The organism is Rhodococcus sp. Z13_19A (assembly GCF_058133575.1).
Genome location: NZ_JBYUNN010000002.1, coordinates 254,724 through 278,409 on the forward strand (window position 1 = coordinate 254,724; position 23,686 = coordinate 278,409).

Annotated in this window: 21 protein-coding genes; 17 read left to right on the forward strand and 4 right to left on the reverse strand. The window is 64.3% G+C overall.

Annotated elements, in window-relative coordinates; genetic code table 11:
• Positions 1 to 132: 132 nt before the first annotated feature.
• The gene (locus AC3YNX_RS07880) at positions 133 to 1,815 is read left to right on the forward strand and encodes a hypothetical protein (RefSeq protein WP_489995124.1); all 1,683 of its coding nucleotides are present in this window, start codon (positions 133 to 135) and stop codon (positions 1,813 to 1,815) included.
• Entirely contained in the window at positions 1,808 to 2,584 is a 777-nt protein-coding gene (locus AC3YNX_RS07885; RefSeq protein ID WP_489995125.1) for an ESX secretion-associated protein EspG, read from the forward strand. Before AC3YNX_RS07880 ends, AC3YNX_RS07885 begins: the two co-directional genes overlap by 8 nt.
• Here AC3YNX_RS07885 and AC3YNX_RS07890 read toward each other — a convergent pair.
• Both AC3YNX_RS07890 and AC3YNX_RS07895 read right to left on the reverse strand, forming a co-directional pair.
• Complete coding sequence (locus tag AC3YNX_RS07890) at positions 2,575 to 3,657, reverse strand: acyltransferase family protein (protein WP_489995126.1); 1,083 nt, start codon at positions 3,655 to 3,657, stop codon at positions 2,575 to 2,577. The genes AC3YNX_RS07885 and AC3YNX_RS07890 overlap by 10 nt on opposite strands.
• Before the next feature lie 59 nt (positions 3,658 to 3,716).
• Entirely contained in the window at positions 3,717 to 4,520 is an 804-nt protein-coding gene (locus AC3YNX_RS07895; RefSeq protein WP_489995127.1) for a DUF732 domain-containing protein, read from the reverse strand.
• Between the two features lie 116 nt (positions 4,521 to 4,636).
• On the opposite strand from AC3YNX_RS07895, the gene AC3YNX_RS07900 reads away from it, so the two are divergent.
• Both AC3YNX_RS07900 and AC3YNX_RS07905 read left to right on the forward strand, forming a co-directional pair.
• The gene (locus AC3YNX_RS07900) at positions 4,637 to 6,106 is read left to right on the forward strand and encodes an NAD-dependent succinate-semialdehyde dehydrogenase (protein WP_489995128.1); all 1,470 of its coding nucleotides are present in this window, start codon (positions 4,637 to 4,639) and stop codon (positions 6,104 to 6,106) included.
• Between the two features lie 398 nt (positions 6,107 to 6,504).
• Complete coding sequence (locus tag AC3YNX_RS07905) at positions 6,505 to 8,010, forward strand: sugar transferase (protein ID WP_489995129.1); 1,506 nt, start codon at positions 6,505 to 6,507, stop codon at positions 8,008 to 8,010.
• Between the two features lie 204 nt (positions 8,011 to 8,214).
• Here the strand turns inward: AC3YNX_RS07905 and AC3YNX_RS07910 are convergent, their stop codons facing one another.
• A complete protein-coding gene (locus AC3YNX_RS07910; RefSeq protein WP_489995521.1) occupies positions 8,215 to 8,493 on the reverse strand; it encodes a hypothetical protein in 279 nt (92 codons plus the stop codon).
• 385 nt (positions 8,494 to 8,878) lie between these two features.
• On the opposite strand from AC3YNX_RS07910, the gene AC3YNX_RS07915 reads away from it, so the two are divergent.
• From AC3YNX_RS07915 to AC3YNX_RS07950, 8 genes are all read left to right on the forward strand, one after another.
• Entirely contained in the window at positions 8,879 to 9,667 is a 789-nt protein-coding gene (locus AC3YNX_RS07915) for an O-antigen ligase family protein (protein WP_489995490.1), read from the forward strand.
• A gap of 38 nt (positions 9,668 to 9,705) precedes the next feature.
• Positions 9,706 to 10,974, forward strand: a complete 1,269-nt coding sequence (locus AC3YNX_RS07920; protein WP_489995130.1) for an oligosaccharide flippase family protein — start codon at positions 9,706 to 9,708, stop codon at positions 10,972 to 10,974.
• Positions 10,971 to 11,789: a glycosyltransferase family 2 protein gene (locus AC3YNX_RS07925; protein ID WP_489995131.1), complete on the forward strand. Its 819-nt coding sequence runs from the start codon at positions 10,971 to 10,973 to the stop codon at positions 11,787 to 11,789. The genes AC3YNX_RS07920 and AC3YNX_RS07925 overlap by 4 nt, the downstream gene beginning before the upstream one ends.
• Positions 11,790 to 12,295: 506 nt before the next feature.
• Positions 12,296 to 12,820 carry a glycosyltransferase gene (locus AC3YNX_RS07930; protein ID WP_489995491.1) on the forward strand — a complete coding sequence of 175 codons (525 nt, stop codon included), beginning with the start codon at positions 12,296 to 12,298 and terminating at the stop codon, positions 12,818 to 12,820.
• On the forward strand, positions 12,817 to 13,653 hold the full coding sequence (locus AC3YNX_RS07935) for a glycosyltransferase (RefSeq protein ID WP_489995132.1): 837 nt from the start codon (positions 12,817 to 12,819) through the stop codon (positions 13,651 to 13,653). Before AC3YNX_RS07930 ends, AC3YNX_RS07935 begins: the two co-directional genes overlap by 4 nt.
• Entirely contained in the window at positions 13,638 to 14,768 is a 1,131-nt protein-coding gene (locus AC3YNX_RS07940) for a glycosyltransferase family 4 protein (protein ID WP_489995133.1), read from the forward strand. The genes AC3YNX_RS07935 and AC3YNX_RS07940 overlap by 16 nt, the downstream gene beginning before the upstream one ends.
• Complete coding sequence (locus tag AC3YNX_RS07945) at positions 14,758 to 15,540, forward strand: WecB/TagA/CpsF family glycosyltransferase (RefSeq protein WP_489995134.1); 783 nt, start codon at positions 14,758 to 14,760, stop codon at positions 15,538 to 15,540. The genes AC3YNX_RS07940 and AC3YNX_RS07945 overlap by 11 nt, the downstream gene beginning before the upstream one ends.
• Positions 15,533 to 16,660 carry a glycosyltransferase gene (locus AC3YNX_RS07950; RefSeq protein WP_489995492.1) on the forward strand — a complete coding sequence of 376 codons (1,128 nt, stop codon included), beginning with the start codon at positions 15,533 to 15,535 and terminating at the stop codon, positions 16,658 to 16,660. Before AC3YNX_RS07945 ends, AC3YNX_RS07950 begins: the two co-directional genes overlap by 8 nt.
• Before the next feature lie 100 nt (positions 16,661 to 16,760).
• On the opposite strand, the gene AC3YNX_RS07955 is transcribed toward AC3YNX_RS07950, so the two are convergent.
• Complete coding sequence (locus tag AC3YNX_RS07955) at positions 16,761 to 17,309, reverse strand: acyltransferase (protein ID WP_489995135.1); 549 nt, start codon at positions 17,307 to 17,309, stop codon at positions 16,761 to 16,763.
• Between the two features lie 217 nt (positions 17,310 to 17,526).
• On the opposite strand from AC3YNX_RS07955, the gene AC3YNX_RS07960 reads away from it, so the two are divergent.
• From AC3YNX_RS07960 to AC3YNX_RS07980, 5 genes are all read left to right on the forward strand, one after another.
• A complete protein-coding gene (locus tag AC3YNX_RS07960) occupies positions 17,527 to 19,035 on the forward strand; it encodes a tyrosine-protein kinase domain-containing protein (protein ID WP_489995136.1) in 1,509 nt (502 codons plus the stop codon).
• 98 nt (positions 19,036 to 19,133) lie between these two features.
• Positions 19,134 to 20,873 carry a DUF4012 domain-containing protein gene (locus AC3YNX_RS07965; RefSeq protein ID WP_489995137.1) on the forward strand — a complete coding sequence of 580 codons (1,740 nt, stop codon included), beginning with the start codon at positions 19,134 to 19,136 and terminating at the stop codon, positions 20,871 to 20,873.
• A gap of 85 nt (positions 20,874 to 20,958) precedes the next feature.
• Positions 20,959 to 21,651, forward strand: a complete 693-nt coding sequence (locus AC3YNX_RS07970; RefSeq protein WP_489995138.1) for a hypothetical protein — start codon at positions 20,959 to 20,961, stop codon at positions 21,649 to 21,651.
• Positions 21,652 to 21,763: 112 nt separating this feature from the next.
• Positions 21,764 to 22,471 carry a class F sortase gene (locus AC3YNX_RS07975; RefSeq protein ID WP_489995139.1) on the forward strand — a complete coding sequence of 236 codons (708 nt, stop codon included), beginning with the start codon at positions 21,764 to 21,766 and terminating at the stop codon, positions 22,469 to 22,471.
• A 439-nt stretch (positions 22,472 to 22,910) separates the two neighbouring features.
• Positions 22,911 to 23,684, forward strand: coding sequence for an SGNH/GDSL hydrolase family protein (locus AC3YNX_RS07980; protein ID WP_489995140.1), 774 nt, complete (start codon positions 22,911 to 22,913; stop codon positions 23,682 to 23,684).
• Positions 23,685 to 23,686: the final 2 nt, after the last annotated feature.

Here is a 23,686-nt window from a genome sequence, read left to right on the forward strand (position 1 = left end):
TGCTCGAGAACACCTAGCACCGCAAGAATCTGGGGGGATTCGATGACCACACCGCCCGTGCCAGGGCTGCCCGCTTCATCCGGGGCAGGAGGGTCCGGCGAGATTCCGCTGCCGGGTATCTCGCTGACGCCCGTGACCCCAGTACCAGGCGGCCTCTCCCCGCTCGGGCTCGTCCAGGTGCTCACGCAGGCTGCGGGCCTGGGCGACGAGTACGGCTTCTACGCCACCCAGCACGGGGTGATCCAGGACCAGCAGGATGCGCTGGCGCACAAGGTCGGCGACGAGTTCGACCCGCTGGCGATCACCAACCCGGACAACTTCGACTCCTGGTCGCACCCGGACATGGCTACCGCGGCCGCGCAGCTGCAACCGGCCACCATGCACTCCACGGCCAACGCCTGGGGCGACATGGGCAAGGCGGTCAGTGCGGACATGGAGACGCTGGGGCAGTCCATCAGCTCCGCAATCAACGGCTCGTGGTCCGGGCCCGGCGCCGACCAGGCCACCGTGGCCTCCAGCGCCTACACCGCCCGGGGCGGGCAGCTCGGCGCAGCGATGATGCTGACCAGCACCAAGATCCATGAGGCCGCCGTCGCCGCCTCGGAGACCCAGGCGGCCATGCCCCCTCCGGTCGCCTACGACGAGCAGCGCACGGTGGCAGCGGCGAGCGTGAACCCGATGGCGGCCGTCGCCGACCTCGCCCAGCAGATGAAGGAGCAGGAGGACGCGCGGCAGCAAGCGGTGCAGGTGATGAACAGCCGGTACCTGCCCGTCTACCAGCAGTCCGACGCAGGCGTGCCCGTGCTGCCCCCGCCCACGTCTCCCACCGGGCCCGACGCGACCGGATCCCCCGGCGGCGGGGGCTCTGCGCTCTCGGCCATGCCGGGGACGGGTGGCCTTGGTGCGGGCGCCGCGCCGGGCACCGCAGGCTCGGCAGGGTCGGCTGGTTCCGGCGCCGCGGGCCCGGGCTCAGCCGGGTACGGCGGTGGTGCGGGTGTCGCTCAAGCGGGCTTGGTGAGCACCGGAGGCAACGGCGGCAACGGCGGCTACTCGACCGAGTGGGCCGGCCAGAGCCAGGGCCAGGGCGCGGGTCAGGGTGCAGGCGGCGGCAGCTTCGGCCCGGGCAGCAACCCCAATGTCAGCGCCGCGAGTGCGGGCGGTGAGCTTCCTGGCGCCGGGACGGGTGTCGGTGGTGCCGGGGCCGGTGGCTTCGGCACGGGTGACTCCAGTGACCGCACCCGCACCAGCGGTATCGGCTCCAGCAGCGGCATCGCCAGCGGTACAGGGACAGGTGCAGGAGTCCCCGGTGCATTCGCCGGCCCCGGCGGAGCAGGCCGTGCTGGCGGCCACTCCGGCTTCGGAGCAGGCAAGGCCGGCGGGGGCGCCGGCATGGGCAAGCTCGGCGGCGCCAGCGGCATCGGCGCCAGCGGCGTTGGCACGAGCGGTGTCGGAGCCAAGGGGGCCGGGGGATTCGGCGCCGGCAAGCTGGGCGGCGGTGGCAGCGGTAGCGGCATCGGGCCCGGAGGCGGCTCGGGCTCCGGCGCGGGCAGCGCGATTAGTCGCGGCGGCGCCAGCGGGATCGGGGCCAACGGCGCCACCGAGGCGATGGCCGCTCGAGGCGGCGCGGGCAGCGGGGGCGGTGCGGCCGGTCGGGGCATGGGCATGGGCGGGATGGGCGCCATGGGTGCCGGACGCGGCCAGGGCGGCGGGGACGACCTCGAGCACAACACCCCGTCGTACCTGATCACCGAGGACCACGGCTCGGAGATCGTCGGCTACCTGCCGCCCGTCGCTCCGCCCGTCATCGGTGAGTAGCCCCACCAGCTGGCGGCTCACCCCGCACGAGCTGCTGACGCTGTGGCCCGTCACCGGGGTGGCCCGCTTCCCGTTCCCGCTGCAGGTCCGCGACACCACGCCCACCCTCAACGAGCGCGACCTGGCGATGCGGCACGCCTCCGCCCGCCTGCAGCAGGGCGGCCTGATCCGCGACGGTCGCGTGGACGCTGACCTCGAGGCGGCGCTGCGCATCCTGGCCGCGGCCCGGCTGTGGTGCACCGCCTTCGGCTTCCACGGCACCCGCATCGACGGCCCCAGCGACCTGGTGCGCATCCGCGCCGCGCACGCCGGCCGCGCCGGGGTGCTGGCGGTGCAGCTGCCCGGACCGCAGGACGACGTCGGCGGCGACGTGCTGCTGCGCACCGTGCCCAACGCAGCGCTCGCCGAGTCGGTGGTCGGGGCACTGCCGCCGGCGCCCCCGGGGCGGGAGCGGCCGGCCACCATGGCGACCGGTCCGCACGGCCCAGAAACCGCCGTGCGCAGCGCCGAGCAACGCGAGGACCGGCGCTTCCGCGAGCTGGTGGCGGGGCCGTTCACCAGCGCCGGCCAGCTCAGCGTCACCGCACTGGCCGGCGACGGGCACGAGCACACCCGCAACACGCTGCGCTGGTTCGACCGCGAGGACGACGGCCGCTACCTGGCCGACCACACCGCCCCGGCCACCGTGCGCCCGACCGACGTTGTCACCCTCACCGCCGCGCTGCAGTCCCAGCTCACCCGGTGCGCGGCGGTGCTCAGCTACCGCTGAACGGGCTTCGGCGCCCGGGGCCGCTCGCCCAGCAGCACCAGCAGCAGCCACGCCCACCGCCGTTCCAGCATGCGCTGGAACAGGATCGGGCCACCCACGCCCACCAGCAGCCCCACCCCGAACACCACCACGTGGTTGTCCACCCCGGCGAGGTAGAGCACCGTGTCCGACACCGACAGCCCGAACACGTGCAGCAGGTACACCGCGAAGGAGAACCCGCCGATCCAGGCCAGCAGCCGGGAGCTGAGGTACTGGCGCGCGGAGTACACCAGCACCACCCCCAGGGTGCCGACGATGACGCTCAGCGTCCGGCGGGTGAGCTCCGACGGCGACCAGACGTCCTCCAGCAGCAGCCACTTGGCGCCGTAGGCGGCCACGAACATCGCGCTCACCACCGCTGCGTCCCAGCCGCGCGCGTCCAGGCGGCCATGGCGCTGCATCCCGTAGCCCAGCAGGAAGAACGGCAGCAGCCGCAGCGCACCGTTGATGCTGAACACGTCCGCCTCGGGCGGCAGGTTGACCACCACGAACGTCACCATGGCCGCGAGCGTGGCCAGCTGCCAGCGCCGCACCGAGGCGAGCAGCCCGAACAGGTCCAGCACCGCCACCACCAGGAACACCAGGAAGATCGCCTGCAGGAACCACAGGTGCTTGAAGCCGTAGGCGAACACCCGCCAGTAGTCGTCCAGCGCCGGTGTCCAGTTAGTCCAGGGCACCAGGAACAGCAGCGCGAACAGCACCGTCCCCACGCTCAGCAGGGGCAGCAGCAGCCGCCGGCTCTTGCCGCGCACCATCCGCCGGTAGTCGTCGACCGTGCGGACTGGGCGCAGCGCGTAGACCAGGCCGGAGATGACGGTGAACAGCGGCATCCGGATGTCTTCCAGGCCCACGGTGAAGTAGTGCCACAGCGAGCCGGCGTCCACCTGCATGCCCTGCTCGGCGTGGCCGCCGACGATGTGCCCGGAGACCATGAGGACCACCGCGAGCCCGCGCAGCGACTGGATGGCGAGATCCTTGCGCGCGCGGTCGAGGGCGTGGCGGGTGTCCGCCGCACTGCCGCTCGAGTCGATCACGGCAAGTCAGGTTACCGCCCGGTACCCGACGTCGGTCCGGTCACCGCAGCGCGGAGCGATCAGCCCCCCACGAGGTTCTTGTGCTGCGGGCAGATCGCCAGCACTGAGGCGGTGATCACCGTGCGCGCGTCGTCGGCGTTGTAGTCGAAGGAGCCGGAGATGCCGTTGGCGATGGTCTCGTAGTCGGTGCCGGCGGAGAGCTGGCCGCACACCTGGTGACCCAGCGCCTGCGTCACCTGCTCGGCCACCCCGCCACCGATGCTCACGGCCAGCGGGACGGTGAAGTCGGCCAGCTGGGACAGGAACGCCTGGTTCACCGTGGCGCTGGCGGCAGTGGCGGCCGCGGTGTCGTAGGTGGCCAGCACCAGCTCGCCCTGGGTGCAGCGGGTCACGGCCACGCCGGAACCGGCCGAGGCGCACTGCCAGCCCTGCACGGTGCGGGTGCCGCCACCCTGGGCGGTGTAGGTGTCGAGCACCCCGGCGGCGTCCGCGCAGCCGACGGCGCTGGTGCCGTTGCCCGAGCGGGTGAGCACCTGCAGGCCCTGCACCGGCGGGCAGGCCTGGTCCTTGACTGCCATCGGGGTGGTGGCGGTGGGGGTGGTGACCAGCGGCGGCGTGGTGGGGCGGGCGGCCGTCGGTGACGGGGTGGCCACGGGTGGCTGCGTGCGCGGGGAGGTGGTGGTGGGGGCTGCGGTGCTGGTGGGCGCGGCGAGGGTGGTGGTGGTGGGCTCGGCCGTGGTGGTGCTGGGCAGGGCGGTGCTGGACTGCGCGTCGGGGGCGGCGGAGCCGTCACCGCAGGCCGCCAGCAGCAGCGCCGCAGGCACAACCATCGTGCGTGCCAACGCCATTCCGAGCTTGCCCATGTGCGGTCCCTTCGCTGCCTGCCGTCGGCCATGAGGATGCCATCCGCCGCGCGGCGGCCCTACCCCCGTCCGTGATAGGCAGGAGCGAGCACACCTCAGCGACGCAAGGAGCCCCCGTGTCCGGTCTCAGTCAGCGCGAACAGCAGCTCATCGACTCGCTGCCCACCAAGCTGTGGATCGGCGGTGCGCAGGTGGACGCGCAGGGCGGTGCCACCTTCGCGGTGGATGACCCCTCCACCGGGGAGACGCTGACCGAGGTGGCCGACGCGAGCCCGGAGGACGCCGTCATGGCGCTGGACGCCGCCTGCGCCGTGCAGCAGGAGTGGGCGGCCACGCCGTCGCGGGAGCGCGGGGAGATCCTGCGCAGGGCGTGGGAGCTGGTGGTGGCCCGCACCGACGACCTCTCCCTGCTGATGACGCTGGAGATGGGCAAGGCGCTGTCGGAGAGCAAGGCGGAGCTGACCTACGGCTCGGAGTTCCTGCGCTGGTACGCCGAGGAGGCGGTGCGGGTGAACGGTCGCTACACCCACTCCCCGGCCGGCACGGGCCGCATCCTGGTGACCAAGCAGCCGGTGGGGCCGTGCCTGGCCATCACCCCGTGGAACTTCCCGCTGGCCATGGGCACCCGCAAGATCGGCCCGGCCTTTGCCGCCGGCTGCACCATGATCGTCAAGCCGGCCAGCGCCACCCCGCTGACCATGCTGCTGCTGGGGGAGATCCTGGCCGAGGCGGGTGTGCCGCGCGGGGTGTTCTCGGTGCTGCCCAGCTCACGCTCCAGCGAGGTCACCGAGCCGCTGCTCACCGACCCGCGGCTGCGCAAGCTCACCTTCACCGGCTCCACTGGGGTGGGGCGCATGCTCATCGAGAAGTCCTCCAAGCACTTGCTGCGCACGTCCATGGAGCTGGGCGGCAACGCGCCCTTCGTGGTGTTCGACGACGCCGACGTGGACGCGGCGGTGGAGGGCGCGATGCTGGCGAAGATCCGCAACGGCGGCGAGGCGTGCACCGCGGCCAACCGGTTCCACGTGGCCAACGCGGTGCGCGAGGAGTTCACCACCAAGCTGGTGGCCAAGATGGAGGCACTGAAGGTCGGGCGTGGCACCGAGGACGACACCGACGTGGGTCCGCTGATCAACCAGGACCAGGTGGACACCGTCACCGAGCTGGTGCAGGACGCGGTGGACAAGGGTGCCAAGGTCCTGTGTGGAGGATCAGCGCCGGAGGGCAAGGGCACGTACTACACCCCGACTGTGCTGGGCGACGTGCCCGCTGACGCGCGCATCCTGGCCGAGGAGGTGTTCGGCCCGGTGGCGCCGATCACCGGCTTCGACACCGAGGAGGAGGGCATCGCGCTGGCCAACAACACCGAGTACGGCCTGTGCGCCTACATCTACACCCAGGGCCTGGACCGGGGGCTGCGGGTGGCCGAGGCGCTGGAGAGCGGCATCGTGGGGATCAACCGCGGCGTGGTGTCGGACGTGGCCGGCCCGTTCGGCGGCATCAAGGAGTCGGGCTTTGGCCGCGAGGGCGGCGGCGAGGGCATCCACGAGTACCTGGAGACCAAGTACGTCGCGCTGACCAGCTGACCACCAGGGGGCCGGGCGCCGACCGAGGGTGCCGTCCAGGGTTGGACGGTGCCTCGATTCAGCCGAGAACGAGCTACGCGACATGTCGCAGCGCGGTGGTCCCGCGTAGAAGCCCCGGTGACTAACTGTGGAGTGGTGAAGTTCACAGACCGGGCCCCCGGATCAGCCAAGGTTGCCGCAGTGTCGTGGCATTGTTTGCCGGACATGTACCGAATGATCCTCGCCCTCAACAGGGCTGGGCGAGGGACGTGAATGCGGGTGCTGTAAAACTACAAGTGCTGACACCGGCGTTGGCATCACTCGGGGAACGCAGCGTGAGGAGCGTCCGTGCCACTCTCTCGGCCCGATCTGGTGGAGGCTGCGGCGCCCGACGCCCGCGGCTCTGCCGGGGTGCGCCGATGACGACCATTCACAACCGACCACCGGGTGCCGAGTCCCGCGCACTCGCGACTGCCGCCGGCTCGACGCCCGTCGCGACCGTGCGGTGGACAGCCGCGTACATTCACCGGCTGCAGGCCACTGACCTGCTGGCCGTGTGTATAGCGCTCACGGTGGCCCAGCTGGTCCGGTTCGGTGACGGGACCGCCATCTTCCAGTCGGGATACGGACTGGTCAGCTACACAGCGGTGTCGATAGCGATCGGACTCGGGTGGGTCGCGGCGCTGACGCTGTTCCACACCCGCGACCCTCGGGTAGTCGGAACTGGCCCTGAGGAGTACCGCAGAGTTGCGCACGCCTCCTTGGCGTTGTTCGGTACGGTCGCGATCGTGGCCTTCCTGGGCAAGCAGGACCTGGCCCGCGGCTACGTGGCGGTGGCACTGCCGGTCGGGTTGCTCGCCCTGCTCGTTGGCCGATGGTTGTGGCGCCAGTGGTTAGTCCGCCGCCGCCGCAGTGGCCACTGCGCCTCGACAGTCCTAGTCGTCGGATCCCAGCGCTCGGCCATCGCAATGGCGGAGACCTTTGAGCGGGACTCGTCTGCCGGCTTCCGGGTAGTTGGGGTCTGCGTGCCGGGTCACCATGCCCAGGGGGAATTGCTCAACGTCGCCGGCCACGCCATACCCGTACTGGGTGACGAACAGGCCGTGTTACAGGCGCTGAAATTCACCGGTGCGAACACAGTAGCGGTGAGTAACACAGACTCATTGGGCGTTGACGGTATGCGGGCTCTGGCTTGGGACCTGGAGGCGGCCGACGTGGACATGGTCGTCTCTGCCGGAGTAATGGACGTGGCTGGGCCTCGCCTCAAGATGCGTCCCGTTGCGGGGCTGCCCTTGCTGCACGTGGAAAAGCCGCAGTATGAGGGCGCGGGACGGATCAGCAAGTTCCTGGTCGACATAGTGGGAGCCAGCTGCGCGCTGGTCCTTGCTTCACCCCTATTGCTCGCAGTCGCCGTCGCGATCAAGCTGTCCAGTCCCGGCCCGGTACTATATCGCGCCGAGCGGATAGGCTTAAACGGCGAGGCGTTCTCCATGCTGAAGTTCCGCTCGATGATCCAGGATGCTGACCAGATCCGCAGTGACCTGGTCGAGCAGAACGAGGGGGCGGGACCAATGTTCAAAATGCGAAACGACCCGCGGATCACCCGGGTAGGCAAACTGATGCGCCGACTGAGCGTTGACGAGCTGCCCCAACTCATGAACGTGCTGCGGGGTCAGATGAGCTTGGTCGGCCCTCGTCCACCGTTGCGCCGTGAGGTGGAGACCTACGACGGGGTCGTCCAACGGCGTCTACTTGTCAAGCCGGGCATGACCGGACTCTGGCAAGTAAGCGGGCGCTCTGACCTCTCCTGGGACGACTCTGTGCGACTGGACCTTTCATACGTCGAGAATTGGTCGTTGGTCCAAGACCTAACAATCATCTGGAGAACACTGCAAGCCGTCGTCCGATCAAGCGGGGCCTATTGAATACCAATCACACATGCAGCAGGGCACCGCTCACGCCGTTTACGGAAAGCGGCGCCCGAAAGACACCCTGCTCGGTAGGGCAAGGGAAGACCGGGGAGAGCTGGCATTTCCAGCCCAGATCTGGACACATCGCTTTATTTAGCCGTGAGGGCATATGGCGAGAAAAGCGGGAGTATGCGACCGATCAAACGGCGCCTTTTGGGTTCAGTTCAGATAAGTGGGAATTCTACGAATGCCGATGCTGGTTTCAATGTTGAGCCGCCCCGCAAAGCCTGCTGCCGTAGCGAATGAATACTGGTACCTGGCATTCATCGTAATCGTCCCCACCATTGTTGCGGCGGCCATATCGGCATACCTGAGTGCATCCGCATTGTTGACGCTAATACCTGTAACCATCGCATACGCAGTCTTATTTCCCCGTGCAGCTATCGGACTGTCTGCGGCTTGGATCATCGTTTGCGTTCCAGGCGCGGAAATGATCACTTCGTCCTCTCTCGGTGTCACGTTGACAGAGGTCGATGCGTTGATCGCACTCTCCTACGTTGCCGCAGCCGTAGTCCATTTACGAGGACCGGCGGATGCGCACCGATCCAAGTACCTCGCGCTCCTCATGCTGTGGCCCTTAATATATCTGGTGCGGGCGCTAGGCCCCAGTGTTACATCAATTTCGTACATCTCTCCGCTGGTCGACTTGCGGCTCCTTTCCGCGTTTTTGATGGCGTATCCGATTGCAATTCTAATCGAAAGCATCGGGCAGCAAAAAGCTCTGCGGTTCCTTTGCCACCTCGGATATTTTGTGTGCATAATTGCTATCGCTGGGTGGGTAGCAAGTAGCATGGGCTTACTTCAGCCGGGCGCTTACCCACTAATGACTATTGGGCAGGCGCCGCTGACGGTGAGGCCTGGGGGTGAAGTACTAGTTCCAATCATCGCCGTGGTAGCAATATTAGGCAGAGCAGTACGCCTGTTTAATCTCCCGACCACGGCCGGGGTAATTCTTGCTGAGATCCTGGCCAGTCAGACGCTAAGCATAGTCGTAGCAATCGTCGCCGCAATATTTGTCGGCCTCGCAGTAAACCTACGTCGAGTTCAGCCAATGCAGCGATTCGTGGTCGTCGCTACAGTGCTAGCCGCATGCGCAATATTTTCGGGATTCGTCGGAGGGGGAACGCGCTTTGATCTGGACCAACGCGTAAGTGAGAATTCTGCGCAGTACCGGGTACAGGAACTCGATGCGGTTCGAGCTCTGGCGGAAGTAGACAGATCGGTACTAATGTATGGTGCCGGCCCCGGATCGACGCTCGAATTTCGCGACTCGGTAATTAATATCGAAAAGCGGGACACCCACAACGTCTATATCTCCGTCTTCCTAAAAACCGGTATCGTAGGCCTTGCCGCCTTCATGGCACCCCTGTGCGTGGCACTCTCACGAGGCATGCGGTCTGGGGCACAGGATAAAGTAGCGGTTACCACTTCGTTGTTAGCGGTACTCATATTGAGCCTTACCGTGCCATTCCTCTGGACCGTATCAGGCATGACGGCATTAGTCGCGCTCTTGGCCCTAATTTACCCAGGCCTTCGGGTTGTAGATGTACGCAGCGCGCGCCAAGTCAATGCCCCGCACAAAGATACCCCAAAAACACGCGAGCCGGCATGATCTCCGAGAGGCCGGACCGCAGGGGCAGGGTTCTCGCCTTGACCAGCTATGCGCTGAAGTCATCAAACGTGCTAATTCTCGCGAACCTGGCCAGCTTGGCGCTCGGAGTTGTGTCTGCAGCCTTGCAAGCTCGGCTTCTCGGACCCGTCGGGAGGGGCGAGATTGCAGCAGCCATTGTTCCTGCCACTATTCTCGTGTTCGTATGTAGCGTGGGGCTGCCGGACCACTATGCACGTCGAGCGGCTCGGCAAGAAGGGGTTGAAGGCATACCAGATGAAGCCGCTGTGCTCTCGATCGGCGTCGGTATCCTCGTGCTCGGTCCTGCTGTACTTCTCGGATACCTACTAGCACAGGGCGATGGGACTGTCTTCGCCATCCTACTTCTGTATGTGCTCACCGTCCCGATTTTTGTCTACGGAAACATTGCGATCGCTACAGCCGCCGGGAACGCACGATGGAGAACAGTCGCCATATCGAAAGTGGCGCCGGGCATAGTGACGGTAGCTGGCTTAGTGATCCTCACCGTTACGACTGTTAGCGTGATGAGAGTTGCGCTAGTCTTACTGTCAGCGACGATCTTTGGCTACGCATACGTTGTCACCTCAACCCGGTTCCTTGGCGCCCAACTGCCGCCGCGACACCGCCTCGTGGAGGCGGCAAGATTTGTTCGCCGAAATGGATCCACCGCAATACTAGCGTTCTTAAACCAGAGAGTGAATCTGCTACTACTAACACTCGTAGCGACCAAGCACGATCTGGGGTACTTTGCCATCGCCACCACGCTCGCATCGATACTCTCGACGATCGGTGTTTCCGCTGCGTTGCCCGTCAGGAACAGGGTAGCTGGAGGAGACAAAGGGGCGGGGGTAGGCGTTACAGCCGCGGTAATATCGGCCACCACGACAATCTGCATTGCGCTGATCATCTCACTGCCAGTTGTTGTCCCAGGGGTGCTCGGCCAGGATTACGTTGCATCGATACCGGTGATCGCGATTCTAGCGGTCGCGCAGATCCCCTTTGCTGGCTACTTGGTGCTGGCTGGTGGACTGACAGGAACTGGCAGACCTGGGGTGCTATGGATAGGAGAAATGACCGGAATGGCCGTGACAGTTATTCTGGTGCTACTCCTCGTCCCCCGGGTTGGGATCCTCGGAGCGGCATTCGTTGCGCTCCTCGCAAATAGCCTGACTTTTGGATGGGCGGTGATCATGTTTCGAAAGCACGTGTGTTGGGCGCCTATGTGGCAGTTCATATTTCTAGGCCCGAAGTCGATACGGAAATTAACCAGAGGGGTTAGGAAATCATGAACAACCCGGAAATTGTCGGGATAGTTGTGACCTATAACTCACGCGAATTCCTTGGTCGTCTTGCCGGGTCATTTGCCACGGCGGGCTCCGTGGTTGCCGTTACCATCGTCGACAACGCCTCCAGTGATGGCTCGGCGGAGTTGGCCGGTCGGCTCGATTGGGGCGACGATACCGACATACGTGTCATACGTGCCGGCGAAAACCTCGGGTTCGGCCGAGCAATGAACCTCGGCGCAGCCGGCCAGCGTGGTGGAAGCCGGTATGTCCTTCTCGTTAATCCTGATATCCAATTCACCGCGAAGGACCTCACGGACCTAGTCCAGACCCTGGAAGCACGCCCCGAAGCTGCATGCATTGGCGGCCAGCTGCATCGCTCATCTGGGGAGCCGGTTTCGTCGGCCCGGCGGTTTCCCACTATTCGCTCGATTTTATTGGCGAAAGTCGAAGAGGCGGGTACTGGTGTCTCGCCGGTGGAATCAGTCGATTGGATCTGTGGTGCGTTCATGCTCTGGCGCCGGTCGGCACTAGATGATCTCGGGGGGTTTGATGAGAGGTACTTTCTGTACTACGAAGACGTAGACATTTGCCAGCGGGCGGCTCGGGCAGGATGGTCAGTCTTAAGCCACCGTGACGTGAAGATCATCCACGACCAGGGGCACAACGCTGCGCCGGTTCTGCGGCTGGTTGTGGCTAACTGCCGCAGCCGCTTAACCTACGCGCGTACATGGCTCGGCTGGCGCGGCGCGGCAGCAGCTGCTTTCGTGGCGACGCGTGACCTAGTGCGGTACAGCCTCCGGCGTTTGGGAATGGACTGACAATGAAGGTCATACTCGACGCTCGCGTCTTGATTGGGCCACCATCCGGCGTCCAGGACATCGCGGCGGGGATACTACAAGGTCTCGGGTCCTTGGCGGACCAGGGCGCTATCCAACTAGCCGTAGCTGGCGGTGGGATTGAGGTGGCCGAACGTTGGCAGTACGTGACGGGGCCGCGCAATTTCATGCAGTACGAACTGCCACGGGCGTATAGAAAGTTGAGGGCAGATGCACTTATCATTCCGCGGCAAACCGGCCCGTTGGATCCGAATGTCAAGTGGGCGCCAGTATTTCATGACATCGGATACTTGAAGACGCCGTACTACCCCCGAAATCTCCCGCGGGATATCACTACAATCAGATGCGGTGTAGCGAAGCGAGCCGTGTCGGTCTCGGAGTTCACGTCCAACGAGGTCGCGTCTGTTCGCGGTTTCCGCAGGCCAACCTCTCTTCCAATCGGCGGCGTCCATAACCTTGAGTGGCGTACCAACCGTCTGCAGCCATATATGCTCACGGTCGCCGCGCAAGAGCCACATAAGAACATCCCGCGGCTAATTGACGCTTGGCTGAATGCGGAGACCGCCGGAGTCGCCCTTGTAGTTTGTGGGCGAATCGGTGCGGACACTGAGCGCATTCAGGATCGTCTGGACCAGCGCCCAGGGCGGAATTCCGACGGATCCAATATACATTTTGTATCAGGCCTAGATGAGGACGCATACCGCCGCCTCTTGAGCGGATGTATGGGCTATATCCAGCCGTCATTGTATGAAGGCCTATGCATTCCGGCCATGGACCTTGCCGTTGCGGGGGCCCCCACGGTCGTGTCGAAAACGGGAAACCTAGGCTACGTGTATCGGGACTACCCAGATGCAATTTTCGATCCTGAGGACGTCGACGATATGTCGAAAGCCATCACTCGGCTCATACATGACGACGATTGGAGGGCGCGCGCAAGTCTGCGAAACCGCACCCTTATTTCGCCGACGGATTGGGTCGCCGTCGCCCAGCGACTGTTGGAGGTATTCGCTTGACCACCAGGATATCCGTCATTAGCGTCACGTATAACTCGAGTCACATTCTTGAGGATTTTCTGACTGAGCTGGGAGATTGTCCGTCATGTGCGGAGGTAATCGTAGTCGATTCGGGCTCTCTCGACGCTTCACTCACTGAGAAGGTGTGCGCCAAGTTCGGCTACCGTGTGCACGGTTTGGCGAAGAACGTCGGGTATGGCGCTGGCTCGAACGTGGGTGCTGCGTCGGCCAAGGGGGAGTGGTACTTCTTTGTGAACCCCGACGTCACTGTGTCGTTTGACCAGTTGCTGGCGTTGGCGGACCGGGCCGATGCGATTGGCGTTGACTGCATTGGACCAGCGGTCGTCGACAGCTCCGGTATCCCGCGGACAACATGGGGTCGTACCATTTGCCCGCCATGGCGCAGCCGAGCCGTCGGCTATCACGAGCAAGATGATGTTATTTATGCCCAGACTATAAGCGGATGCTGTATGGGTGTCCGTGCCGTGGACTTTGCGGCGCTCCGCGGGTTCGACGAAGACTTCTTTCTGTTCTGCGAAGAGATGGATCTTCACAGGCGGCTAGGAGTCCGTGGTAAGCGGGTCGCGATTGATAAGGCTGTGACGGTAGTCAGCGACGGTGGAACTAGTTCAACTGGAGTCGCCGCGAGTTGGCGTCACGTACAGCGCGCGATCAGCCATAGCATCTACATGGTGAAGAACTTCAGCCTCATCGAAGGCTGGATCGCTGTCGTCTATAACTTTTTTCGGGTACTGTTAATGCCCCGTTATCGCCCCCACGGGATAAGCATGATTGAGTATTGTCGAGGCGTAACGGGATGGGGTATGCGGTGAGGGTGCTAAGGGTTTTTCATGGTGGAGGTGTACGGGCGTACCAGCGTCGTGACGAAGAGTTGGCCAAGCTCGGGAGAGCAGTCACGTTAGTAGTGCCGCGGAGTTATTCCGAACTGCCGTTCGCGACGACGGCGGTACCTCGAGACGATGACATCAGGGTGCGGCCAGTTCGGCTCCTTGGCATCCTGCGGAACCCGTTCTTCTTTTACTCCCCGTTTACTATTGCTCGGATAATCCAGCGTGAGCGGCCAGATATCTTGGACATTCACGAGGAGCCTTATAGTCTTGCAATCTTCTCCGTTCTTCTGGGCCGCCGCCTTGCGAGGGTACGGCCTTTACCGTACATCCTCCGCTCCAGCCAGAATGTGTATAAGCGCTACCCCCCGCCCTTCAATCTAATTCAGAGGCGTGTGCTTTCACGTGCTGGCGGAGCATATGTACCTAGCGCTCAAGCAGTAGATGTTCTAGTGCGTAAGAATTTTGAGGGGCCGTTGAAGCTAATCGGCAACGGAGTGGAGGTCCCCGTTGACGTGGAGGCTACCGGTCAGTCAAACCGCGGTTCGGCATCGCAGTTGCATTTGGTGTACGTGGGCCGATTGACTGAGCGAAAGGGTGTTAAGGAACTGGTCGAGGCAGTGATTGCGATTGGGGCTACTGTCCAATTGACGGTTGTGGGCGACGGCCCCCTCGCGGGCCCACTTGAGGAGATGGTGCGGTGTTCGGGGGTCCCGAATGTTTCGCTGGCTGGTGCGGTCGATCAGGAGAATGTGGCGAGTTTCTTTGCACGTGGGGACGTCGTATGTGTGCCGTCGCATGTAATGGCGGGGTGGTCCGAGCAGTTCTCGCGTGCGCTCGTGGAGGGGATGGCTAACCGCTGCGTTCCGTTGGTAAGTGCATCGGGAGCATTGCCTGAGGTCTCTGGAGGTTTGGTTGCCCCCTCTATTCCCGGTGACGCTGCGAGCATCGAATCGGCCATCCGGTCGCTTCAGTCCCGTTTGGACCTCGAGGAACTCAAAGATCGCGCGAGGCGGAGGGCGACCGAGAACTATTCGTGGGAATCCACCAGCCGTGCGTTGTCGAGCCTTTACGAAGAGGTGTTGTCTAGTGGAGAGTAGGTACCTTCGGCATATCCGATCCGTACTTGGGGAGAACGTTTTGCAGCCAGCGAGGCCCGGCGGCAACGGTGTGTTCATTGTAACGCTGGCGCCATGGCAAATGTGGCTCGCGGGAACTAATCGTTCCTATGCGGAGGTACTCGCCTGTGCTGATATGAATACGATCGACGGGCGATGGTTGGCTAGGGCGTTGCGTGTATCGGGGGCACGATTACCAGTGGTGACTGGGCGCGGGCTGCTGGAGTGGGCAGCGCGTGAACTTGCGGATTCGTCCAGGGTTGCCCTGATTGGTGGATCGGACGGTGCGTTGTCCGCCGCGGCGGAGAGATGTCCACAGTGGTTTACCGCTGGAGGCGACTACTCGGAGTCGGTGAACTCAGAATCGCTTGCGCTTCTAGTTGAGAACTTGCGCGCCCGTTCATGTGGTCTTGTCTTTCTTGCATTCGGTAGTCCGAAGCAGGAGTATTGGGGTGCTGAGATTGCCGATCGAATCGGCGCGAAAGTTGTTGGCGTAGGAGGGGCAGTCGAGACAGTATTCGGAACTAAGCGTCCACCGAACCGGCTGGTTAGTCTGGCTGGGTTCGAGTGGTTACAGCGACTTTCACAGGATCCCCGGCGGTTTTCGGGCAGAGTTCTGCAGGCTGCGAGTGTGCTTCCACGTCTCCTTGTCGAGTCCATAGCTTGGCGGTTTGGCCGTCTTGAGCCTGTGCACGCACTGAGAATCGCGGAGACAGATTGTCAAGACAATGGAGGGGATGGACTTGATGCCTGACTGTACTGCTGCTCCGGGAGGTAAGGTCGCTATCGTCCATGATTACCTTACGCAGCGGGGAGGTGCGGAGCGTGTGGTGCTCGATTTGCTTCGTGTCTTTCCGGATGCCGAGTTGCACACAAGTTTTTATTCGCCACAACGGACCTTTCCGGGTTTTTGCGACTTCGATGTGAATGTTTCATGGTTGAACCGGGTTGGCTTCCTTCGTCGTGATCCGAGGCGTGCGATCGTCTTCCTTCCAGGGGTTTTCTCAAGAATGCGCTTTGGGCCGGAATACGACCTGGTTTTATGCAGTTCGTCCGGTTGGTCGCATGCTGTTAAGTGTGCCGGGAAGAAGGTAGTCTATTGTCACTCGCCGGCGCGCTGGCTGTGGGCGCGCGATGACTATGCGAAAGGGCGCGGCGTGGTGTCACGGCTTGCCCTAAGGGTTGTCGAACGCGCGCTGCGTCGCTGGGATGTTTCCCGGGCGCGATCCGCCGACTTGTATATCGCTAACGCCGCCGGTATCCGTGACCGGATAAGGCACGCGTATAGGATCGAGGCCGCAGTTGTGCACCCTCCTGCGAACGTGCAAGGGGGCGTACCAACGGAGTTGGCCAAAAGTCTGTTCGACGGGGAGGCGTTCTACCTCGCCGTGGGAAGGGCCCGCGGCTACAAAAATATCGAAGAGATTGTGTCTGCTTTCCGGGGGCTCCCCACGGAGAGGCTGGTGATAGTTGGCGACGGGTGGGGCAGAAGCGCGGGTTTACCCTCGAATGTCTTGGCGTTGGATGGGCTGTCGGACCCAGATATGGCTTCGTTGTACAGAGATTGCAGAGCGCTTATCGCAGTATCTTATGAAGACTTTGGCCTGACACCTGTTGAGGCCTTCTCGTATGGCACCCCTGTGATCGCGCTCCGCGCTGGTGGCTTTATTGAAACCTGCTCAGATCCAGAAATGGCGATATTTGTGGATCGTCCTGAAGCTGCGTGCATCGTGGAGGCGCTCTGCGAGTTCTCTGCGCGTAATTGGGATCGGACCTTAATTGCGGAACGTTCTTCGAGATTCGGATTCGACGCCTTCGAGAGGGCCCTCAGGGCGGTTCTGTCCGGTTCGGATTCTCGGCCGCCGGGAGTTTAGCGGACCGTTTCCCGCCGATCGTTTTCGTAAGCATCTAATGCCTCATCCGCCGTGGGTCTGCCAGATCGGCGCCGGTGGTGGGTGGTCGCGGAGCAGACTCCTAACCGGTCGAGGCGGTAAAAATGCGTCGGCTTGTTGGCGGTAACGGGTCAAGCGCGTCGAGGTTCCGGACCCGGCGGGCTGGGGTACCGACGTAGACGCCGTTCGGCTCAGTATCGCGGGTCACCAAAGCTCCGGCACCGATGACGCAGCCATCCGCAATCGTCACCCCGGGCATGAGCACTGCCCGGGTTCCGATCCAGACGCCGTTACCGATGTTGACAGGGTCCGCAAACGGCACGCCTGCTCGCCGAGCCCTCTTGCCAGGCTCGTGAGTTCCTGTGCAGATCATGACTTGCATTCCGATGTCGCAGTACTGACCGATTGTTATCGGCGCCGAGGTGTCAAAGAAGCAACCATAGTTCACAGTCGTTGCGCGCCCTATTGAGACGGCAGTGCCCCCAAACCAGCAGCCCGGTGACACGGTGCACGCGTCTGTGATCTGTAGTCCGAGTGTTCGAAGCGCCCGCCACCGCAGCTTTCGTGGGATCAGTATGGAGCTGCAAATAGTGTTCAACATTAGGTCTCGATAAAGCCGCGCGGCACCCATGGTGACAGTATGTACTACCGCCGCACCTCCGGAGGGATCGGCGGCTGGCTGAGAGTTAAGGTACGTTCGAAGCGCTGGTAGGCCGGTAGGCAAAGTTCGTCTGTCCTACGTGCGATGCGTTCTGCCTCGTTCGGGTTGACCGACCTACCTACCCTCGTGGGGTCGGCAGGATGTGGCACGGCTACTCTCATAGGCCTTGGTGACCAGACACGTACGGGTGGCGTTTTCTTCCCGGGATGAGGGCGGCGCAGTGGAGATTAGGGACTACCTTCGCGTTCTGCGTGGTCGTTGGAAGTTGATCGTTGCGGTGTTGGTGTTGTCGATGTTGGGCGGGTTAGCCGCCTCGTTGTTGACCACGCCGAAGTACGCGGCATCGACGCAGCTTTTCGTGTCCATGGCTGGCCAGGAGGGTGTGAGCGCTGCGTACCAGGGCAACCTGTTCTCCCAGCAACGGGTGAGTTCTTACTCGGAACTGATCCAGGGCCAGCAGGTGGCGCAGCGGGTCGTGGATGCTCTTCGGCTTCCGATGAGTGCGGGCGAGGTAGCCAGCGAGATTAGCGTGCAGGTGGTTCCGGAGACGGTTTTGCTCGGGGTTACGGTGACGGATCCTTCGCCGCAGCGTGCCCGCGATATCGCCAACGCGCTCGCAGATGAGTTCACCACCCTCGCGGCTGAGCTGGAAACCCCGCAGCCCGGCGCTCAGCCCGCGGCCAAGGTGACTGTGGTGCAGCAAGCGAGCTTGCCGAGCAGTCCAGTGGTTCCGAGCACTACCCGGAACGTTGCGTTGGGCGCGGTGGTGGGTTTGCTGCTCGGGGTTGCGCTGGCGGTGCTCCGGGATCGCTTTGACAACACTGTGAAGAGTCGGCGCGAGGTGATGGAAGCAACCGGTGCGTCTGTGGTGGGGGCGATTCCGTTTGACTCCGATCGGCCAACGAACCCATTGGTGTCCTTCGGCGAAGGTCATTCCTCGAGTGCTGAAGCGTTCCGGCAGGTGCGCACGAACCTGCAGTTCCTCGACGTGGACCACCCGCCGCAGGCGATGGTCGTCACCAGCGCGGTGCCCAACGAGGGCAAGTCCACGACTGCGTTGAACCTGGCTTTCGCCTTGGGCGAGGCTGGGCACCGGGTGGTGTTGATTGAGGCTGATCTGCGGCGGCCTCGTTTGGCCCGCTATCTCGGGCTAGTGGAAACGGTGGGGATGACCAATGTGCTGTCGGGGGCTGCTGATCTAGACGACGTCCTGCAGCCCACCGCCAGCCCGACGGTGACTGTGCTCGCGGCTGGGCCGCACCCGCCTAACCCGAGCGAGTTGTTGGGCTCTAGTCGGCTGCAAGCATTACTGAAGACGCTTCGCAGTCGCTACGACTACGTCGTCTTTGACGCGCCGCCGCTGCTGCCAGTCACCGATGCTGCAGTGCTCACCGCCCATGCTGACGGCGCCATCCTGGTGGCCCGACACGGGCACACCGAGCGAGACAAGCTCGCCCGCGCGGCGGAGAACCTGCGCAACGTGGACGGACGGGTCTTGGGCACCATCTTGAACATGGTCCCCACGAAGGCCAGTGATTACGACTACGCCTACTACTACGAGACCGAACCCACACCGGTCACCCCTGGTACACCTGCTCCGAGCACAGCTACGTTGAACGTGGTGGAGGAAAGCAGCAATGCGGAGGGAGCCCGAGCAACGGAGAGCAGCGAGGCCAAGTCCGGCTACAACGCATGACAGCGCCCGTAGATCGACCAGCCTCACACATTGGCACGTCGGTCGTCCGACGCGTACGTCGACGGCGAAAGATTTCGTGGTACAGGCGTCACCGCAGCGTGCTGCTCGTCGCCGGACTGGGCGCCGTGGTTCTTGTCGGGTTCGGTTTGTGGCTCCTTGTCATCGCATTGTCGGCAAAGTCTCATCTGGAGTCTGCTGAGCGGCACCTGCAGGCGGCACGCGGCGAGATCCTTTCGGCGGACGGCGCCGCGGTTCGGCGAGTCGAGTTGGCAGCCGCAGATGCCGCTGATGCGCGAGCTGCCACGTCCTCGCTGCCGTGGCGACTGATTGGTGCCGTGCCCTACTTGGGTGTGCCCTTCGACACCACCCGGAGCATCGCCGAGTCTGTGGACGGTTTAGTCACCCGAGTGCTGCGTCCAGCGGTAGCGCAGGCCGTGGTCTTGTCTCCGGATAGGTTCCGGCTCACGGGCTCGCAGCTCGACCTTGCGGCGCTGAGTAAGACTCGGGTGCCGCTCAGCCAGGCAGCGAGCTCCGCCGATGCTCTCAAACAGCGTATCGACGCCATCCCCGCAGGGGGCTGGGTTGGCGCGGTCGAGGATGCGCGTGCGAGCCTGCAGCGGCAGGCTGCGGAATTGAGCACACTTCTTGGCGGGGCGAGCACTGCTGCCACGTTGCTTCCGCCGATGTTGGGCGGCGACGGTCCGCGTCACTATTTCTTGGCATTTCAGACCAACGCGGAGGCCCGTGGCACCGGCGGGTTGGTTGGCGCCTACGGCATCCTCACGGCAGATCAGGGCAAGCTGACTCTGGAGGACCTGGGGAGCAACACGGAGCTAGCGAGCAAGGGCAGCATCGGGATAGATCTGGGCCCGGAGTTTGCTGAGCAGTACGACGTCTACCAGGCCACCACAGTGTGGGGAAATAGTAATGCCAGCGCGCACTTTCCTTACGCCGCGCAAATCTGGTTGTCGCTGTGGAAGCAGCAGACCGGCCAGGAGCTTGATGGCGCTATCGCAACTGACCCCGTGGCATTGAGCTACCTGCTTAGGGCCGCCGGACCGATCCAAGCCGGCAACGGCGAGACCATCGACGCCGACAACGTGGTGAGGCTGACGGAGGCGGAGGTATATCTCCGCTATCCGGATGACCAACGTGCGCGCAAGGATTACCTGCAGTCGATTTCTGAGGCCGTGGTGAACAAGGTCATCGGGGGGAAGAGCGGCTCGACCACGGCACTGCTGAGTGCCCTAGGGCAAGCGGCTAACGAGGGCAGGTTGGCTGTGTGGAGCAAGAACTCTGGCGAAGCGCAGGTGCTTGCCGGCACACCCTTGGGTCAGGTGGTACCCGAAACGAACCAGCCCTACGCGCAGGTGGTGGTGAACAACGCCGCCGGCAACAAGCTCGAGTACTACCTGGGCCGGAAGGTCAGCTACACCGCCGGTGCTTGTGTTGGTCCGGTTCGCGGGTCTGAGGTGACGGTGGACCTCATTAATAACGTCCCCGTCGGTGGGGCCGACGCACCCTCCTACGTTTACGGGCGCATCGACCGTGGTGCGGTCGGACCGCCGGGCACCTCCCGGCTGCTCGTGGCGCTGAATGCCACCAAGGGCGCGGAGCTACTCTCAGTAACGGTCGACGGAGTGCCCACTACTGCCCGTGTGGCTACGGAGCGTAACCATCCGGTGTACACAGTGGACGTACAGATTCCTCCCGGTGCCACCAAGAAGCTGCAGTACAACCTGACCGAGCCTACCGCCCCTGGCCGGGCGATTGTCCCGGTACAGCCACTGGTGGAGCCGATGGCTACAGAGATCAACGTTCCCCAATGTTCCAACTAGGATTGTTCATTACCCTTGGTGCTGTTAGGGTTTCACTGAGCATGCCGCTAGGTCTGCTAAATACGATCTCAAAGGGAGTAGTGCGATGAAGGCACTCCGAGTTACTCGCGTCCTGGCGGCCGCCACTCTGGTGATGGGCGGCTCGCTGCTGGCCGCCGCACCCGCCTCCGCCCAGGTGTACAACCCCGACGCCCCGCCCGTCGCGTCCATCAGCCAGACCGTCGTCGTGGCGGGGCAGAACGTCACGGTGAACGCGTTCAACTTCAACATCGGCGAGATCGTCATCGGCACGGTGTTCTCCACGCCGCGCAACATCGGTACTGCGGTCGCCGACGGGGCCGGCGCCGTGTCGTTCACCTTCTCGACGGCAGGCCTCGAGGCCGGTCCGCACCACGTGGACCTCGTCGGTGGCCAGGGCAACGTCGCGCGGGTTGAGTTCACCGTCGTGGCCCCCGGCCAGGGCAGCGGCATCCCCGGCGGCAACGGCACCGGTACGGGCAACGGCTCCGGCAACGGCGCGGGTGGCACCGGCGGCGGCTCCGGTACCGGCACGGGCACGGGCAGCACCGGCTCGGGCGTGAACGGCTCCGGTTCCGGCAGCACCGGCACCGGCAGCACCGGCTCCACCTCGTCCTACAACGCCTCCAGCATTGACACCGGCGTTCCCGGCGAGGGCACTGGCCCCGACGGCACGGTTCTCGCCGGCGGTATCGCCCTGGTGGCCGTCGCCGGTGCCGGCGCGGGCGTCATGGTGCTGCGTCGCCGCAACGCTGCCTGATCAGGCACTAGCTCTCACCCCGGGCGCCTCGGCGTCTGGTCGCTAAGCCCCGCCTCTGCACTAGAGGCGGGGCTTAGCCCATTTTCCGGCGATCACTAGCGGGAGGCGCGGCATGAGCGGACGAACCACCACAACACGTGTGGCGCAAGGCGGACTGGTCGTCGTGATCCTGGTGGCACTGGTGGCCGGTGTGGTGCTGATCGTGCAGGGGTCGCGGTCAGAGGAGCCCGCGGCGGCGCCGTTGCCCAGCGTGCAGTTCAACGTTCCCGCAGCTGAGCTGCCGCCGCTGGAGGCGGCCCCTGCAGCCGCCGATCCGCTCCGTGACAAGCCTGCCGGGTGCGAGCTGGCCGTGGCGCCCTCCACGGTGGTGATCGGCTCGCTCTGCCTCAGCGGTCGGCTGGTTCCGGCCAGCACCACCGACGCTGGTGCGCTCAACGTTCCCCGCGACGTGCACGTGGTGGGAATGTGGGACCAGGGCGCCCCGCTGGCAGGCCCAGCTGGTGAGCCCGTGGCCGAGGGCACCACGCTGCTGGCCGGCCACGTCAACGACTACAGCCAGGGCAACGGCGTGCTCTACGACCTGTACAAGGTGCAGCCCGGCGCCGTGGTGCACGCAGCCGACGCCGCCGGTCACACCACCCGCTGGCGGGTGACCGCCCAAGAGGTGGTGGTAAAGGCCGCACTGCCCAAGTCGGTGTTCGCCGGCCCGGTGGGTGAGCGCAAATTGGTGCTGGTGACCTGTGGCGGGCCCATTGTGCACGTGCCCGGCTACGGCAACACCTATCGCGACAATGTGGTGGTGACCGCGGTACCCGCCTGAGCGGCCGCGGGCGAAGTCGGGGGCACAACCAGCTCCACGAGGGACTGCAGACCGGTCGGTACGCCACGATTCTGCAACGTCAGGTACATGATGGCGCCCACCACGAGGGCGACCGCGATGAAGGCCCAAAAGGCAAAGTTCTGGTTACGTCGCTGCTGGGCGATGTTTCGGTAATGGCGCGGCATGGCGGAAATTCTCCGCATCTCGCGGCATTTCGCAAGGTCACAATAGGTGAGCGATGGAGTAAACAAAAGAATGGCGCCCACTGCTCGTGGAGTTGCGGACACGGAGTAGTAAATGGTCGCTATCTGCAGTCGGTCGGTTCTGACGGTCCGGGAGAAGCGGGCACCGACCGTTGGGGTCGTCACAGAGAGTGAGATCGCTTGGGCGGCAACGTCGTCCGGTTGAGCTGGGGCATCCGTCGGGCATGATGGCCCCCATGAAGCTGAACGACGGCGTCGAGAAGTACGGGTTCCCGGTGTTCATCGCAGCGGCCATCGTGGCGGGCGCCGTGATGTGGACCGCGCTGGAGAACCGGACGCCCCCAGTGCAGCCGCAGAGCGCCGGAGCCGCCCCGATGGCCACTGCGCCGCCGGTGATGACGTCGGTACCGCTGCCGCAGGCCTCAGTGCCGGCCCGCCCCACTGCCTCGTCCACTGCTCCGACCTCCGCGATGTCGCAGACGGTGCGGATGGTGGTGATCGGCGGCTCCTCAGCAAACGGCAACAGCCCGGACTTCATCGGCAAGAGCCTGGGCAACACCTCGTGGGTCTCCCACGCAGCCAAGGACCGCATCACCTTCGTCGGCGGCTGGGCCGACAGTGGGGCCACCACGGAGCGCATGGCTGCCGCGGCCAAGTCCATGCCCGCTGACGTGGTGGTGGTCGGGGTTGATCTCACCGACGCCGAGCGGGACGTGCCCACCTCGTCCACCACGGCCAACGTCGAGAAGATCGTGCGCGCGGTCAACGCCCCGCGGGTGATCCTCACCGGTGCGCTGCCCAGCGCGGCAGAGCCCACCCTGGCCACGCAGACCAACGCCGCGCTGCAGAAGCTGGCCAGCCAGCGGGGTTGGACCTTTGTGGACGTCGGAGCGTCAGTGCGCTCGGGTGACGGCTACGCCAGGGGCATGTCGGCGGACGGGGAGAACCCCAACGCGGCGGCGGCCGCGGCGATCGGCGAGACCGTGCGCAAGGCGATCCTCAGCCAGTGAGC